At 49.0% G+C, this 16065-nt stretch carries 14 protein-coding genes; 4 read left to right on the top strand and 10 right to left on the bottom strand.

Annotated elements, in window-relative coordinates; genetic code table 11:
* The first annotated feature begins 148 nt into the window (after positions 1 to 148).
* The 3 genes from ASF12_RS32865 (at position 149) to ASF12_RS32855 (ending at position 3247) form a co-directional block, all read left to right on the top strand.
* Complete coding sequence (locus ASF12_RS32865; RefSeq protein WP_056043814.1) at positions 149 to 934, top strand: AraC family transcriptional regulator; 786 nt, start codon at positions 149 to 151, stop codon at positions 932 to 934.
* Positions 935 to 1047: 113 nt separating this feature from the next.
* Positions 1048 to 2070 (top strand): iron-hydroxamate ABC transporter substrate-binding protein, encoded by a 1023-nt coding sequence (locus ASF12_RS32860; protein WP_056043812.1) that lies wholly within the window; start codon positions 1048 to 1050, stop codon positions 2068 to 2070.
* Between the two features lie 202 nt (positions 2071 to 2272).
* The gene (locus ASF12_RS32855) at positions 2273 to 3247 is read left to right on the top strand and encodes an aldo/keto reductase (RefSeq protein WP_081419177.1); all 975 of its coding nucleotides are present in this window, start codon (positions 2273 to 2275) and stop codon (positions 3245 to 3247) included.
* Positions 3248 to 3398: 151 nt separating this feature from the next.
* Here the strand turns inward: ASF12_RS32855 and ASF12_RS32850 are convergent, their stop codons facing one another.
* The 10 genes from ASF12_RS32850 to ASF12_RS32815 form a co-directional block, all read right to left on the bottom strand.
* Positions 3399 to 5594, bottom strand: a complete 2196-nt coding sequence (locus tag ASF12_RS32850) for an alpha-galactosidase (RefSeq protein ID WP_056043806.1) — start codon at positions 5592 to 5594, stop codon at positions 3399 to 3401.
* On the bottom strand, positions 5594 to 6607 hold the full coding sequence (locus tag ASF12_RS32845; RefSeq protein ID WP_056043803.1) for a LacI family DNA-binding transcriptional regulator: 1014 nt from the start codon (positions 6605 to 6607) through the stop codon (positions 5594 to 5596). The genes ASF12_RS32850 and ASF12_RS32845 overlap by 1 nt, the downstream gene beginning before the upstream one ends.
* A 202-nt stretch (positions 6608 to 6809) precedes the next feature.
* Positions 6810 to 9281, bottom strand: a complete 2472-nt coding sequence (locus tag ASF12_RS32840) for an EAL domain-containing protein (RefSeq protein WP_235533362.1) — start codon at positions 9279 to 9281, stop codon at positions 6810 to 6812.
* Positions 9282 to 9401: 120 nt separating this feature from the next.
* Positions 9402 to 9620, bottom strand: coding sequence for a hypothetical protein (locus ASF12_RS36100; RefSeq protein WP_235533355.1), 219 nt, complete (start codon positions 9618 to 9620; stop codon positions 9402 to 9404).
* 43 nt (positions 9621 to 9663) lie between these two features.
* Positions 9664 to 10143, bottom strand: a complete 480-nt coding sequence (locus ASF12_RS32835; RefSeq protein ID WP_056043797.1) for a hypothetical protein — start codon at positions 10141 to 10143, stop codon at positions 9664 to 9666.
* Positions 10144 to 10418: 275 nt separating this feature from the next.
* Positions 10419 to 11492 carry a CobW family GTP-binding protein gene (locus ASF12_RS32830; protein ID WP_056043795.1) on the bottom strand — a complete coding sequence of 358 codons (1074 nt, stop codon included), beginning with the start codon at positions 11490 to 11492 and terminating at the stop codon, positions 10419 to 10421.
* 459 nt (positions 11493 to 11951) lie between these two features.
* Complete coding sequence (locus ASF12_RS36090) at positions 11952 to 12083, bottom strand: YjcZ family sporulation protein (RefSeq protein WP_235533354.1); 132 nt, start codon at positions 12081 to 12083, stop codon at positions 11952 to 11954.
* 226 nt (positions 12084 to 12309) lie between these two features.
* Positions 12310 to 13131 (bottom strand): sugar phosphate isomerase/epimerase family protein, encoded by an 822-nt coding sequence (locus tag ASF12_RS32825; RefSeq protein WP_056043792.1) that lies wholly within the window; start codon positions 13129 to 13131, stop codon positions 12310 to 12312.
* Positions 13132 to 13135: 4 nt separating this feature from the next.
* Positions 13136 to 14155 carry a zinc-dependent alcohol dehydrogenase gene (locus ASF12_RS32820; RefSeq protein WP_056043788.1) on the bottom strand — a complete coding sequence of 340 codons (1020 nt, stop codon included), beginning with the start codon at positions 14153 to 14155 and terminating at the stop codon, positions 13136 to 13138.
* Between the two features lie 16 nt (positions 14156 to 14171).
* A complete protein-coding gene (locus tag ASF12_RS32815) occupies positions 14172 to 15089 on the bottom strand; it encodes a helix-turn-helix domain-containing protein (protein WP_056043785.1) in 918 nt (305 codons plus the stop codon).
* A gap of 300 nt (positions 15090 to 15389) precedes the next feature.
* Here ASF12_RS32815 and ASF12_RS32810 point away from each other — a divergent pair, with 300 nt between their 5' ends.
* Positions 15390 to 15950 (top strand): hypothetical protein, encoded by a 561-nt coding sequence (locus tag ASF12_RS32810; RefSeq protein ID WP_056043782.1) that lies wholly within the window; start codon positions 15390 to 15392, stop codon positions 15948 to 15950.
* Positions 15951 to 16065: the final 115 nt, after the last annotated feature.

The following is a 16065-nucleotide window of genomic DNA, read 5'->3' as shown; positions in this document are numbered from 1 at the left end:
TCTAAATGTAATATAGTACTGTTCAAGCGTAAACGGCTTTCGCCGTCCTTTGGCGGCAAAGCTTCCGTTTCGAGGGTGAAATATAAGCTGATTATAAGAGTGAAACTTATAATTTCTTATATTTTTGATAAGGAGGCCGATGGCCCAAATGCTGCAAGTAACAGCGGTTCGACAGGACCGAGGAATGGAATGGTTTTACGAAAAAAACACAAAAAACACGAACGAAGCAGCTTTGATTCTAGTCAGCTATGGGACGGTCGTCTATTGGATTGAGAACGAGAAGGTGATCGCCGAGAAAGGCGACCTGCTCTATATACCGCCAAACCAAGCGTATTATGGAAAATGTGTGCCTACTGTTTTTCATGAGAAGTTTGTTGTTACATTAAGTTTGTCTTCTGCCCCCGTATTGCCGCTGCTTCAGCGCCAGACGTGGGTGAAATCCCGCATTGGCATGTACGACATGCTGCTGGCCCGAATGAAGCATCTTCATGCGGAATGGCTGGAGCAAGCCGAGTATGCGCCTATCATCGCCCAAGCTGTCGTAACGGAATGGCTGGCGGTCTGGAACCGCGAATGGAATAAAGGTCCCGCAATGGCTGATACGAATCAGCAAGTAGAGCGTATGAAGCATTATATTTTCAACCATTATCGTGAAAAAATTACGAAGGAAGAGCTCGGCAGCTACATTCAGAAAAGCCCCAACTATGCTGCAACCCTGTTCCGCCGTGTCACTGGGCAAACGATTAGCACCTTCGTTCATGATACGCGTATGAAAAAAGCGATCTATATGCTCGTCGATTCGATGCTGACGGTTGGTGAAGTTGCTGAATTTGTCGGCTATCGCGACGTTTCTTATTTTCAGCGGCTGTTCAAGCGTTTTACGGGAAGGACGCCGACCTTTTATATGAAAGAGCGCGCCAAAACTCAGCCTTGAATCGCCCAATAAATGAAACATTGACATTGATTTCGATAATGATTATCATTCTAATTGGAGTCAAGAATAGGTTTAGGCCGTGCTTGATAATTAGAGATTTCTAGGAGGAAATTATGCTCTCACGTTTTGGATTTCTGAAAGGCAAATCACAGGTTACCCTCGTTGCTCTGCTTGCTCTAACGCTGCTTCTTGCAGCTTGCGGCGGGAAGGAAATGACAAATAACAATACCGCAGGTTCAGCCGCACCATCCGCCTCGCCGGAAGCAAGCGTTGAAGCCTCCGAGGCTCCTGCAGCAGATAAAGTAGTAACGGATGCTATGGGTCATGAAGTAACCATTCATGGCAACCCTCAGCGTATTTTGGCTTCTTATTTGGAGGATCCAGTCGTCACGCTTGGCAAAATTCCAGTCGCACAATGGACCGTTGGCAGCGACAGCATTCAGCAATACTTGCAAGGCAGTCTGAAGGATGTTCCTACGATTGCCTACGATCTTCCAGTAGAAGCTGTGGCAAGCTTCTCTCCTGATTTGATTATTATTGGCGAGGAAAGTGCCGTACAAAAAGGCCTTTATGAGCAATATGCCAAAATCGCCCCAACTTACGTGCTCGGAAGCGCGACTGCTAAAGACTGGCGTAAAACGCTGCTCACAATCGGCGATTTGCTGAATAATAAAGCAGGCGCTGAGCAAGCGATTGCCGAATATGATCAAAAAGCAGCCGATGCCAAAACTAAAATTCAAGCGGCAGTCGGCGAGAAATCCGCAGCTGTCTTTTGGCTGACACAAAAAAACTTCTATATGGTAGATGAAGTCGTATCAAGCGGAGCTGTTCTTTATCAGGATCTGGGCCTCAAAACTCCGAATCTGGTTACCGAAGTGCCCGTAGAAAGCCGCGGCAACTGGAACCCCGTATCACTGGAGAAGCTGGCCGAGCTGGATGCCGATTATATTTTCCTGCTCAATAGCGACAAGCAAGCTGGCGATACTTCCATCATTGATGGTCCCATTTGGCAAGGCCTTCCGGCTGTCAAAGCAGGCAATGTCATTGAGCTCGATTCGTCCAGCAGCTGGCTGTACAAAGGCAAAATCGCAAATGGGCAAATCATTGACGATGTGCTGAAAGCAATGGTGAAATAAGCATTTAATAAGCCTCTGGCTTTTGAACACGCCGTACGATCGTCCTTGCTGGACGAGGTACGGCGTGTTTTTTCAATTAGGCATTAATTCATGGAGTATGGCGTTTTGCTTTTCCTTTTTTCAACAATAAGCACTGTACGCCTGTCCATTTAGCATTATAATAGGAAGTGATGTAATCACTTACATGGAGGTTGATAAACGTATGAGTTCGATCCCTTTGCATAAACGCGGCATTGAAGCGAGCCAGCTTGTTCTCGGCTGTATGCGCTTTGGCGGCGGCTGGAACCGTAATCCGATTGAGGCCGAGCATTTTAAGGAAGGCCATGAAGCCGTCGACGCGGCGCTGGAAATCGGCATCAACATGTACGATCATGCAGACATTTATACGTTCGGCAAAGCCGAGCAAGTTTTCGGCCAAGTGCTGAAGGACCGTCCGGGCCTGCGTGAGCAAATCATTTTGCAATCCAAATGCGGAATTCGCCTGCAAGGCGGCGATGATGATCCGCAGCGCTTTGATTTTTCGGAAAGCCATATATTAAGCAGTGTCGATGGTATTTTGGAGCGGCTGCAAACCGATTATCTCGACATTTTGCTGCTGCATCGCCCAGATGCGCTTGTTGAGCCAGAGGAAGTAGCCAGTGCGATTTCGAAGCTCAAGGCTTCCGGCAAAGTTCGCGCATTCGGCGTTTCCAATATGAGCCAAGGGCAAATTAAGCTGCTTCGCGCTTATACGGATGAGCCGTTTATCGTGAATCAACTGGAGCTTAGCTTGCTCAAGCATGGATTTATTGATACAGGTTTGCATGTCAATCAGCTCGCAGCGCGCGATAATGTGTTCCCGGAAGGAACGCTTGAGTATTGCCGAATGGAAAATATTCAGCTGCAATCGTGGGGCCCGCTCGCTCAAGGCATCTATTCCGGCGCGCCGCTCGGCGACAGCCCTGAATCGGTTGCTGCAACAGCCGCGCTCGTCGCTGAATTCGCCGAGCGTAAAGATACGACGCCGGAAGCGATCGTACTTGCATGGCTGATGAGACATCCGGCTAACATTCAGCCTGTTATCGGCTCAATCAATCCGAAGCGTATCCTCGCCTGCAAAGATGCCAATACGCTTCGTTTAACGCGCGAAGAATGGTACAGGCTGTATAACTGCTCACGCGGCAAAGCGCTGCCTTAAGGATTATAAGAACAACGGTACTTATATGTAATTGAAAAAAGCTTCCAACACCACTTTTCGTGGCAGCGGAAGCTTTTTTCTGATTCATAACTTATTATCTTGGATCGTCAACGACGTGACAATTCGTGACTATGCTCGACTACGCGACAGCTTAAACGCCAGCAGCGCGGAAACGATAAACCTTGCTTGCATAATCGTTATGGAATTGCGGCGTCGCAAGTCCAGCATATAGCAGCTCATCGCCGCCATACGTCTCGCCATTTTCTTGCCATACATAATCGCGGCTTGGATCAAGCCCTTTCAGCACAAAACGGCTGAGCGGCGGATTCGGCTCCTGCAAGACGGATGTGTAGACAGCAAACGCCTCGCTCTTGTCTTTCGAAACGAACATCCATGCGGCAATATTGCCTTCAAATGGGCTGGACAGACGATAGAAATCGCCAAACTGCACGAGATGGCGGACTTCTTTATAGAGCGCAATCTGGTCTTTCACCGTTTCCTTCTCATCCTCGGTGAACTTCGTCAAATCCAGCTCATAACCAAAGTTGCCGGACAGCGCCACATTGCCGCGCGTCTCAAGCGGCGTACTGCGGCCAACCTGATGGTTAGGAACAGCCGATACGTGGGAGCCCATCGAGCTAATCGGATAAACGAGGCTTGTGCCATATTGGATTTTCAGCCTCGATACGGCATCGGTATTATCGCTCGTCCAAGTTTGCGGCATGTAATACAGCATGCCCGGATCAAAGCGTCCGCCGCCGCCGGAGCAGCTTTCAAACAAAATATGCGGGAAAGCAGACGTAATCCGCTCGAGCACTTCATAAAGGCCAAGCATGTAACGATGAGCCGTCTCACGCTGGCGCTCGGCTGGAAGCAGTGCAGAGCCGATCTCGGACATATTGCGGTTCATGTCCCATTTTACGTACGTAATCGGTGCGCTAGCGAGAACATCAGAAATCGTTTTAATGATATATTCGCGAACGTCAGCACGGGACAGATCCAAAATCAGCTGATTGCGAGCCTCTGTACGACGCCTTCCTTCGACATGCAGACACCACTCGGGATGAGCACGATACAGCTCGCTGTGAGGCGATACCATCTCCGGTTCAAACCAAAGGCCGAACTGCATATCCAGATTGCGAATGCGCGCTACTAGATCCTCAAGACCGCCCGGCAGCTTGTTTTTGTCAACGAACCAGTCTCCAAGCGATGAATTGTCGCTATTGCGCTGCCCAAACCAGCCATCGTCGAGCACGAACAGCTCCATGCCCAGTTCCTTGCCAACCTTAGCAATATCCTCAATTTTATCCGCTGTAAAGTTGAAGTAAGTCGCTTCCCAGTTGTTGATCAAAATCGGTCTGCTCTCGTCACGGAAGCTGCCGCGGCATAGACGCGAACGATAGAGATCATGGAAGCTGCGGGACATGCCGCCCAGCCCTTCGGAGGAATGCACGAGTACCGCCTCTGGCGTCTGGAATTGCTCGCCTGGCTCCAGTCTCCAATTGAAATCAAACGGATTAATTCCGATAAACAATCTTGCCGCATGGTACTGGTCGACCTCAACGCCTCCTACAAAGTTTCCGCTGTAGACGAGGTTTACCCCATATACATCGCCATGATCCTCTGTTGCCCCAACAGATAACAGGGCGATAAATGGATTTTGCGCATGGCTGCTTGCGCCGCGGCGGCTTTCCACCGATTGCAGTCCCGGCTCCAGCTGGCGGCGGTGAATGTAACGCTCGCGCGCCCATGCACCAGACAGCTGAAGCATATCATAATGGTCATTAGGGAGGTCTAAGCTCATGCTAAGCGCCCGAAGCAGCTGCAGCGTGTTCTCGCTGCCATTTATGACACGAGCCGAGCGAGTAATCGCGTTATACGATTCGAATACGGTATAGAGCAATACGACACGCAGACCTGAGTAGCTGTCAGCAAGTGTAATTTCAAGCGTCTGTGCCTCGTCTTCGCCTTCTACATAGACAGACGGCAATCCTTCAAGTGACGGCTTGCCCTGTACGATCCGGTGAGAATCGTAACGCAGATCCGTTACCGTCGTTCCGTCAGCAAGCTGTACTTGATAGGCCGGATAGCGGAAATCCGAATTGCCGAATGCCGGATATTCCTGCGGAAGCGTATCAAGCGACACTCTTAAATCATCCGCTTCTGTTGAAGGACTGAACGAGCAGCGCTCCTTCAGCTCAAGCAGTCTTCCGAGCTGGCTGCCTCGTACCCGCTTGCCCCAATACACATGTGCCGGGTAAGCGCCTTTCACCAACGCGATCACATAGCTGGTTTCTTTCGATTGCAGATGAAAAAGCTGATTTTGTTCGTCAAAAATAATAGCCATTATTCATTAGCCTCCTTATTATGGCCGGCTGTCCCGCTGCTTTCACGCGCCATTAGCGTCGTATTCATCATGACATGCAGCGGAACTTCACGGCCTTCAATCCGTTCCAAAAGCAGTTGTACTGCTGTCTTGCCCATTTGCTCCGTATATGCCTTGACGCTCGTTAGCGGCGGCTGTACGAAAGCCGATACCTCAATGTCGTCGAAACCGACAATTGCCATTTGCTCCGGCACCTCTACACCGTGCTCATGCAGCGCGCGAAGCGCACCGATTGCCATCGGGTCGCTGCCGACAAAGCATGCGGTAGGACGTTCTTCCAGGCCCAGCAGCCCATTCATCAGCTCATAACCGCTGCCTGTTGTCCATTCCCCGGCAAGCACCCAATCCTTACGCAAAATACCGTGCGACTCCAGCAGGTGCTGCATATGCTTGCGCCGCGGCTCGTCGGCGGCTTGATCTACTCCACCGCCAATGTAGCCAATGCGGGTATGTCCAAGCTCCAGCAGATGCTCCATAACATCCTCAACCGCCTGCTCAAAATTCAAGTTGACCGTGTCATAATGCCGCAGCTTGCCTAGATGGTCAATCATAACGACTTTGTCGCCTTCGTACAGCATCCGAACGTCACGCTCTGCCACCCCGCCAACGACAATGAGGCCATCCAGCTGCGGATGAGGCTCCATAGCTCCGCCAATGCGCCATACTTTAACGATGGCGATGCCGAGCTCCTCACAACGGCGCTCGATCCCTCTGCGAATAGACAGGAAATAAGGATCTATATCCTCATGTTCAAGCGTAAAGCTCAGCAATAAGCCAACTTGCAGGTGTGAACGCTGGCTTTCTTGCTTGAGCCGTTTTAGACGCGATGGCTTATACTGCAACTTTTCCGCTATCGCGAATATGCGTGCACGCGTCTCTTCGCCGACAGCGAGCGTCATATCGTTGTTAAGCACACGTGACACCGTCGCGGCAGACACCTCCGCCATAGCCGCAATTTCTTTAATCGTTGCCATTTCATCCACCACATTCGTTTAGTTAATAAATTTACTAAATAACTTCCGCTTTATTTTAGCAAATTTCTTGGTGCACAACAAGCCTTGTCTTAAAGAACGAAAAAAAGAGCCTACCCTAGTACGGGAAGCTCCTGCTGGCTTTTCCTTATTTTACTCATAACGGGTTCAACTTACTCTAATCTAAGGCTAAGACATACAAGCCTTAAGACACATGCTTTTGGTAAAGCTTGATGAAGCACTCAGCCGTAACCGGCGGACTATAAATATAGCCTTGCACCAGATCGCATTTATGCTGGCGAATAATTTGCAGCTCCTCGTCGGTTTCGACGCCTTCCGTCACAACCTTCATATTCAGGTTATGGGCGATAACGACGAGCGATTTAAAAATCATTTGCTTCTTAAAATCCGAGACAATATCATGGATAAATGATTTATCCAGCTTCAGATAATGCAGCGGAATGTTTTGCAAATAGCTAAGGGACGAATACCCCGTACCAAAATCATCTAGAGAAAGCCGAATGCCAAGCTGCTGCAGCTCGCGCAATATTTTCAGCGTGTGATCGGGATTGTCCATAAAAATCGTCTCCGTCAGCTCAAGCTCAATTTGCTCGGGTCTGACAGAAGCTTCTGTAATAATGGACTGGATCGTCTCCACGATATGCTTTTGCTGAAATTGCAGCATCGACATATTGACGCTGACCGTCAGCGCCGTGACGCCTTGCTGCTCCCACATCTTGATTTGTTTGCATGCCGTTCGAAGCACCCATTCCCCCAGCGGGATAATGAAGCCCGTCTTCTCGGCAAGCGGAATGAAATCAAGCGGCGAGATCATGCCAAACTCAGGATGGCGCCAGCGGATCAAAGCTTCGGCTCCGTATATTTGTCCGGATTTCAAATCCACCTTTGGCTGGTAATACAACACGAACTGCTCGCCCTCAAGCGCAGGGAACAGCCCATTTTCAAGCTCCTGCTCCCGCTTTGAAACATCCTTCATCGATGGGGAATACAGCCTGCTTGTATTGCGCTGCTTCTTGGCGACAAAAAGCGCGGTGTCCGCCTCCTTGACCATACGGTCGCCGGTTTCCTCCGTCAGCTCATGCTGCAAACTAATGCCAATGCTAGCGGTAATGTAAAATAGCCGGTCATTCAATTGTATAGGTTCGGCAATCGTAAGCAAAATATCATCAGCTACCAGCAGCAGCGGATTCATATGATTGACGTCATTCAGCAGCACAACAAATTCATCTCCGCCAAAACGGAACACCCGCCCATTAGAACCAACGGTCTGTTTGAGACGGTCCGCGAACTGCTTGAGCAGTTGGTCGCCCATCGCATAATCAAGCGTATCGTTAATGACTTTAAAGCGATCCAAATCGATATACAGCAGTGCTGCCTGCTTATTGCTGTAAGGAACAGTATGTATTTGCTCAATATGACGCGTATAGCCGTAACGATTAGGCAAGCCTGTCAACAAATCATGAGTCGCTTGAAATTCGATTAATTCCTCGCTCGCCTTGCGGTGATCAATCATGCGATTGAACTGCTGCGCCATAAATTCAAACTCGTCCTTCGTATCAATGTCCAGCTTCTGGTCGGTATCTCCCTCCACCAGCGCCGAGGACACGTGGACCACTTTGCGGATGTTTTGGAGCACAATTTTGCGAATGAGCAAAATCATCAGCATCGTTGTGAAAACAAAAGCAACCAGGGAAATGATGATGGTATTGCTTAAGCCTTTATAGTAGTCCTTGAGCATATTGCCCTTCGGAATGATCGTTTCAAAATACCATGTTTGATCCTTTATATGTATCGGGTTAAGCAGCCTCATTACCGTTCCGCCCAACATGGGGTCGGAAGTATACATAATGGTTAGAGCCTGCTCCTTCAGCTCCTCTAACGATTCGCCCTTAGGCAAAGGCAAATAAGGCTTGGATACCAGCGCGCGATCAAATCCATTAGCAAGGTAGCTGTCACCAGCCGTAATCATCGTCGCGTAGCCGCCCATAGGACGGATTTTCTCCACTTCCTGCTGCACCATGTCGAGGGAAATATCCGCTCCAACGACACCTAGAAACTTGCCCTGCTCATCCAAAATCGGATAAACAAATGACGAAATCAAAATCCGCTCGCCATTTATATCATAATAATAAGGCTCCATTAGAGCGAATTTCTTCGTCCGCTTGGGGATTTGGTAATAGTCCCCGTCGCCAATATTTTCATAGTTTTTATTAGGATAGGCTACTATCTTGTCGCCTTGACGCACAATATAGGGGACAAAACGTCCCGTGTCATCATCGTAGCTGCTTTTGTTGCGAAAATTCCCATCCTGATTATCGAACGCATTAGGCTCCCAAACCGTAAAAACACCGAGTATATAAGGCTGTTCCCGCACAAAATTTTCAATGAGTCTAACTGCCTCCGAGCGGTCAGTCATGTTATATTCCTTCATTTGCTGCAACGATTGCTGCAGTCCTTCAAGTCTAATCAAGGCATCGTTCGTTTCAATGGACATCTTGGTTGTGTAGGCATTGGACTGATTTTGCGCAACCAGTTCCCCTTGACGCAAGCTGACGTCGTAAAGCTTCATTAATTGAATGGAAGCAAGCAAAGTGAAAGACAGGATCATGAGGGCTCCCAAAGTAAAAATTAATTTATGTGCAATACCAACCCTCATTGTTTTCAAGTGCCTATCCTCCTCCAAATGAAGCTGCTTATTGAATCGACGAATTTTGCCAAATTATGATATAGTTCTAGTATACTTGACGCATTAATCCAAACACAACGCCAAATTAATTTAATATTTTAAATTACCACGACAAATTGCGACAATTATTGTCGAATCTCGATTTAACTGCCCTATCTGCTGAAAAAAAGCTGTTTTTCCGCCATTTCCACCTGGCTGCTGACGTTCAAAAAACTGTATTTCCTCCGAATCATTGCCTGTTATAGCCGAAAGCTCCCCTACATGTGATGGGAGCTTTCGCGCTTTCCGGCTATGCTTTTGTTTTGCCATCCTTTGGCGGCACAGCTACCGTTTCAAGGGAAATACGGCGAATTTAACGCCTGCTGTCGTCTGCCGTGTCCTTGGAGCGTTGAAACTTGCGAATATCCTCGCGCAGCTGCTCGGCCGTTTTTCCTTCAGTCTCAAGACCATACTCTTTCGCTGCATTGCGCAGCATTTCCAAACGCTTGGCCCGATGCTCCGCTTTAAAAGCTTCCCACTTCGCCGGATCTTTTTCCTTCGCTGCCTTCAGCTCGCTCTTTAATTGCTCGGCTGTCTTGTCTTCTACCGCAATGCCGAAATATTCAGCCATATAACGAAGCTTGGCGAGACGATACTGCTCGTGGCCCAGCGCGTGCTCGCGATGCTGCTTTTTATGCTCCTCGTGAAAATGGCCCTTGGCAGCTGGCAGCTTGCCAGGCTGTTCCTCCGTCTGTGGCGGCTGGACAGGCTCGGCGGCATAGGCCGCGGGTAACGCTATGGCTGCTACGAGCAGGCATGCCGCTGCTGACCTCACTATTTTTGACTTATTCATCCTTGGACACAACCTTTCTGCTGGGCACAAGCGAAGAAAGAAAGGGCTATTTTTAAAATCCTTTCAGCGCCATGCCTGAATTCTTGATGCAAGAGGGCGAATCGCTTCAGCCCCTTTACTTGGTTATTTTGTCCATCAACGATTTAACATAATCATGAGAAAAGCGGAAGAATCATAAAAAACGCCAGAGCTTCTGCTCTGACGTCTGGCGCTGCAAATACAGCTTTATGTGTATGGAGACAGCCCATTTGCCCCGTTCTTACTGCTGGCTCGCTTTATGCTTCAGAAGAAGCGCCGTACTCCAACTGCTGAAGCTGTGCAATCAGCTCTTCCCGGGAAAAATGCTCGCCAATAAACACGGCTACATCATTAACTTTGCCTTGCGGTGTTATTTTCATAAAATCGCTTTCCCCATAGGCATATTGAAACAAGAAGCGGCTCGCCGTATCCGTAAAGGTCACGATGCCCTTCGCCCGATAAACATGCTCAGGCAAATTTCTTAGCAGCGCTTCAAACTGAACACTGTCTACGGGTCCCTGCAAATAATGGGTCAGCGTCATGACATGGTCATGCGAATGGTGGTGGTGCGCATGCTGCTCTTTATGCTCGGGAGAATGCTGGTGATGATCCTCATCATGCTCATGGGAGCAGCCCGGGCCACAGGCATGGACAGCTTCAGCGTTTTCCTGGTTCGCAGTCGGCGGCAAGGCCGCGGAGCTTGCAATCACCGGTTGCTGAGCGTCCAGCCAGGACCACTCGTCTATAATGCAGCGCATCGTTGCAACGATTTGGGCGTGGGCGTTCAGCTCCCGCAGCGCCTGCTGCGCTTCAACCAGCTGCTCCGGCTCCAGCTTGTCCACCTTATTAAGCAGCAAAAAGCTCGCGCAGCGAATTTGGTCCTGCATCAGCTTAAGCGTCCGTCCTTTGCCGGCACGGGTACGCTTTAACAGCTCAGGGCCATCTACAACTGTAATAACCGCTCGCAGATCAATGCGCATATACATGGCCGCTTCGGTTACGCCGTCCAAAATCTCCATTGGATTCGCAGCACCCGTTGATTCAATGACGATAATATCAGGCTGATGCTCATCCATCAGCAGCTTCATCTCCAAGCTCAAATCGCCGCGAATCGTACAGCAAATACAGCCGCCCAGCAGCTCGGCCATCGGCACTTCATCTCCGACTTCTTGTCCATCCAAATTAATATCGCCCAGCTCATTCATAATGACAGCTGCTTTCTTACCTTCAGCCTGCCAATAATCGAGCATGCGTTTCAACAGCGTCGTCTTGCCGCTTCCGAGAAACCCGGTCAGCAAATAGACTGGTACTGGCGGTTTGCTATTTTCCATCTCCAAAACTCCCGTATCCCATTATTGTCCTTCTACATAAGCTTTATTATATCGTAATAGTTACGTTTTCGCACCTTAAATACGGCCCAAGCTATGTAAAAGCCCGGAGCGCGGGAAGCTCCGGGACGATTAAGCCTATTTCATGATTTTGCACGCTCAGGAAAGCTGGCAGTCTGAACGAAATAGCTTGCAGCGGTTATGCAAAACCTAATAAAGTTATGAGCCATGTCGGCAGACATCAACATTTATTCATTAGATGAAAGCGCGAGTGATGATAACAAGTAGAATGAAAAGGACAAGGATCGCTCCTACGTTAGTAAAGGGGCTGCAGCCGTGGCCGTGGCCGTAGCCTGCACCTGCTAAATTGTAGCTCATTTGTTCAACTCCTTTTTGTTCAGATATACGTTTCTGCAGCCCAGCGCCTAGTTCGGTGCCGAACCGCCAGATCCTATAACTGGACTATAGCCAGCAAGCGCGAGTAATAATTACAAGCAGGATGAAAAGTACAAGAATCGATCCTACGCTTGTGAAAGCTCCGCCTACACCGCAAGGGGCACAGCCAATTCCAGCGTTTGCCACATTGTAGCTCATTTGTCCATCTCCTTTGGTTGAAGTACACAGTATCCTATGGACGAAATGGCGAAACGGTATAGGCGCTTGCAAGAAATGTGCGTTTGACCCGTCAGAGACTGCGACGAAATGAAGTACCGCTAATTTGTTGACAAAACTCCCAAAACCATGGAGATTTTGTCAACAAAAGCGAGTACTAATTTCCTCGCAGCTCCTTAACTACGGGCTTGCTGGCTTAAGGAGCCTTTTATGCAAAAACCTTGTCGAATCCGGCTTTGGAGCGGCTTAGCAGTTCATCAGCAGTTCCTTCAGGAGCAGTCTGGGTCAATATTTCCTGTACAACTGGCCCCTTGTAGCCGATGTCGGCGAGCGCAGCAAGAAAGCCTTTCAGGTCAATAATCCCTTCACCAGGGTAAAGGCGGTCATTGTCCAGCAGCTCAGCAACAGGAAGATCGCGGGCATCATTAATATGAACGTGAACGACCTGATCAGCTCTAAGGCTCCGCAAATGCTCCGGCGTAAAACCCGTCGTATGGCAATGATAAGCGTCCACCAGCAAGCCGACATTTGGCCGATTTATTGCCGAAATAAGTGCTAGCGTCTCCTCAACCGTCCATATAAAAGGGTTCGCCCATGCTGTCCGCAAATGATGCGGTCCCACAAACTCCAGCGCAAAACGAATACCATACGCGTCCAAAATGTCGGCAATTAGGCGCAAACGGGATATCGCAAGCGCTGTGAACAGGGCCGATTTATAGTCCGTCGAGGGCAAAATGTATGTACAGCAGGCTGTACATCCCAATTGTGCCGCAGCCGCTGCATGCAGCGGAAGCTGCTTCAGGCCCTCCCGAAACTGCTCATCCGTGCCGCGCCATTCAACATTCAGCCCTATGGAGCCTAAAGTCACATGATGGTCAGACAGCAGCCTCACTGCTCCTTGCTCCCCATGCTTTTCTACAAGCGCTTTAGCATCGATATCCACGACGCCAAATCCATACTCTGAAGCTTTTGCAATCAGCTGTTCATCTGTAATGGAGCCTAATCCCGACTTGCTTAATCCTCTAATCATTCCCCTACACCTCTTCCCAGTTAAATAGCACACCTAAATATTCATCTTTTTTACTGCGTAATCCTTCATAGGCAGCAGGTGCATCAGCAGGACTCATGATGTGGCTAATGAGCGGCTCGACCTGCAGCTTGCCATATTGCATGAGGCGGAATACGACCTCTGAATTGCGCACAAGGGAATGCTTGACGAATGCTTCAGGCGTTAGCGGATAACGCCATTCATGTGCTCCCTTGAACGTCACACAGCCGCGACCATTCAAATGAATGCTGTTCAGCAAATCGGTTACATTGCTTTGCAGCTCTCCCCTTGGACTGCCAAGCAGAATCGCTTCTCCATATTGGCCTACAAGCGCTACATTGTCCAAAATAACTTGCGGGACGCCGGTCGCTTCGATAAGTGTAGATACGCCTTTGCCGCCCGTCAACTCCATAACCTGTTTATGCGTATCCGTGCCTGCCTCAATGGCATGCTGGATGCCGCAATTTTTCGCGAGATCTCTGCGTTTTGCAGCTAAATCAATGCCAATAACCGAAGCGCCTTGAAGTCCGGCCAGCTGCGCGGCCATATTGCCAATTAGGCCAAGGCCCGTCACCGCTACATAATCGCCCAGTTCAATCGACGATACTCGCGTGCTTGTCATCGCTACCGTGGCCATTCGTGTAAAAGGAGCCCAAGCCAGCGGCAGGCTGTCCGGCACTTTAAGAAACACCCCACTTGTCGTCGTCAGCTCATAGCGGGAATGCTTCCCGTAATGAAACACCATATCGCCAATTTGGAAGCCTTCAGCCGCATCCGGCCCCAATGCCACAATTTCACTAGCTGCCGCATACCCTGGTACAGATGGCATATGGAACCAGCCTTCGCCTCCCGAAAGACAAGCAAGCTCCGTGCCAGGGCTAATGAGCGTATAATGCTTTTTCACCAGCACCTGATTGCCTGTAAGCTCTGGAACCTGGGCTTGCAGCTCCTCCTGCTTTACTTCTACTTTCCATGGCGCTGTAAATTCAATTTGCGTGTTTTTCATGAGACGCACTCTCCCGTTATGTAGTGGTTGGATTATCACTTATGAGGCTCCGGATAGGACCGGATGCTTCGGCCTTGAATTGGCTGGGGGTCAAGCCCGCCTCGCGTTTAAATATTCGGCTAAAATGATGGATGCTCGAAAATCCGCTGCCCCCCGATATAGCGGTCAACGTCTCTCTGCCCTCCATAATCCGTTTTTTGGCATGCTCAATGCGCACATACGTCAAATACTTATGAAGCGTGACACCCGTCTGCTCTTTAAATAAGTTGGATAAATAGCCAGGAGACAGCCCGGACTGCTCACTTATGCGATCATTATCCAGTTCAGGATCGGTGTAATGCTGCTGAATATAGTCAATGCATTGCTGGATTGGCGCCCACGCTTTCGCCTGTGTGCCTTCCTGGCGCTCATGCCCGCTTTGGTTGCGCAGAAAAAGCACGAGCAGCTGCAGTGCGATTGCCTTAAGCTCCAGCTCGCTAGTGGCGCCGCCTTCTATGAATCTTTTTCGCATGATGAGAAACAGCTTCTTCAGCTCCATGCGGTCAGGCCCGCTAATGGCGGAAACCGGATGCAAGCCTTGCAGCAATTGCTCACACTGTGGAATGATTAGCTGCTCACCTGTTACAATGCCAATGGACTGCCAACGTTCGCGGGTATCATCATGGAATAAATCAAAGTGAAAAATATACTGAATCAGCGGCTCGCTCGACGTAGAGCGAATGAAATGCGTCATCAGCGGCGGCATCACAATGGCATCGCCTTCTCCAAGCTGATAGCGAACGCCATCTAATATAAAATCGGCTTCCCCCTGCTCAATAAATGTAAATACATGGTCAAAATCCAGCCACTCGCCCGATAGCTCGGCGGATTTGATGATTTTAACAAAACGAACGAATGGAGAAATATCTTTTAATGCTGCTGCCGAAAAAGTCATCCGCTAGCCCTCCTCCTGCGAAAATAGCTTATAAGCTTTAGTTTAACATGGAAGAGGCAATCATTGGAGGGAGAGACAAACTTACGATCATGTGCTTTTTCGCCTATTCGTTTGCTTTGCTACCGTTTTATTTTAACGTAATAACGCTTCCAATTCTTTAGGGGAAAACATGACTATTTAACAAAAACTACGATTTATTTTTCACAAGGATGTGGTAGGAAAATAGACTTTGCTGGAGAATATAGTTCAACTGAGGACATCGTGCTTTTATATTCAAATGAAAGGAAGGTGACCCTGCCCATGTCTCTTTTTTATTATATGGCCGCTAGCCATGAGCTTCCAACAGGCTCGTTCGGGATGAATAATAAGACGATGACACTAATGGATTACGTCACTTATGTGAATCCAGAGGCTAAAAATCATGAACATATGAAAACTTTATTGGAGAAATATCCGAAAGGGGACAAACTGATAGAAATTTATGAAACCGAAGAGGATGCTGCGGGGTTATTTGTAAGCGGGCCCATGGAAAATCAAGATGCCTCTCATATTTTCCGCCTCCCCTATGTATACGAAGTACACCCGGATGGCGGCTCCTTCGAAATGAGTGAGGAAATAAAGCGCTTGTATCCCACTGCCTATCCATGCAGCAAAAAATGCTTGACGGAGCTGTTCCATTACCTCGACCGCAATCTGGAAATCGGTGAGGAAATCGAGCTATTTTCCTGCTGGGCGGATGGAATGGAGCGCTTTAGGGAAGCGGCCAAGCTGGAGCCTGATCTGATGCTAGAAATATCTGAGCTGCTTCAAGCAGAGGAGTTCGAATGGAGGAGGCAGCAGTACATCGTGGTCAAAAAGTAAGCTTGCGGCAAGCGCCGAAATGGAGAGCGTCTGGTGAGTAACGCAAAAGTGCGTCGAAATCGTGGTTTCTCTCCATTTCTTTGTTCAGATCCTATCTGTGAGTCGATAAAATAGA

The organism is Paenibacillus sp. Leaf72 (genome assembly GCF_001422685.1).
In the GTDB taxonomy this organism is placed as follows: Bacteria; Bacillota; Bacilli; order Paenibacillales; family Paenibacillaceae; genus Pristimantibacillus.
Note: the sequence above shows the minus strand (reverse complement) of the source record. Positions and strands in the feature narration are given on the sequence as shown.

Coding starts and splice junctions, on each gene's coding strand:
- ASF12_RS32865 (WP_056043814.1), top strand. CDS start 149: ATGCTGCAAGTAACAGCGGTTCGACAGGACCGAGGAATGGAATGGTTT.
- ASF12_RS32860 (WP_056043812.1), top strand. CDS start 1,048: ATGCTCTCACGTTTTGGATTTCTGAAAGGCAAATCACAGGTTACCCTC.
- ASF12_RS32855 (WP_081419177.1), top strand. CDS start 2,273: ATGAGTTCGATCCCTTTGCATAAACGCGGCATTGAAGCGAGCCAGCTT.
- ASF12_RS32850 (WP_056043806.1), bottom strand. CDS start 5,594: ATGGCTATTATTTTTGACGAACAAAATCAGCTTTTTCATCTGCAATCG.
- ASF12_RS32845 (WP_056043803.1), bottom strand. CDS start 6,607: ATGGCAACGATTAAAGAAATTGCGGCTATGGCGGAGGTGTCTGCCGCG.
- ASF12_RS32840 (WP_235533362.1), bottom strand. CDS start 9,281: ATGAGGGTTGGTATTGCACATAAATTAATTTTTACTTTGGGAGCCCTC.
- ASF12_RS36100 (WP_235533355.1), bottom strand. CDS start 9,620: ATGGCAAAACAAAAGCATAGCCGGAAAGCGCGAAAGCTCCCATCACAT.
- ASF12_RS32835 (WP_056043797.1), bottom strand. CDS start 10,143: ATGAATAAGTCAAAAATAGTGAGGTCAGCAGCGGCATGCCTGCTCGTA.
- ASF12_RS32830 (WP_056043795.1), bottom strand. CDS start 11,492: ATGGAAAATAGCAAACCGCCAGTACCAGTCTATTTGCTGACCGGGTTT.
- ASF12_RS36090 (WP_235533354.1), bottom strand. CDS start 12,083: ATGAGCTACAATGTGGCAAACGCTGGAATTGGCTGTGCCCCTTGCGGT.
- ASF12_RS32825 (WP_056043792.1), bottom strand. CDS start 13,131: ATGATTAGAGGATTAAGCAAGTCGGGATTAGGCTCCATTACAGATGAA.
- ASF12_RS32820 (WP_056043788.1), bottom strand. CDS start 14,155: ATGAAAAACACGCAAATTGAATTTACAGCGCCATGGAAAGTAGAAGTA.
- ASF12_RS32815 (WP_056043785.1), bottom strand. CDS start 15,089: ATGACTTTTTCGGCAGCAGCATTAAAAGATATTTCTCCATTCGTTCGT.
- ASF12_RS32810 (WP_056043782.1), top strand. CDS start 15,390: ATGTCTCTTTTTTATTATATGGCCGCTAGCCATGAGCTTCCAACAGGC.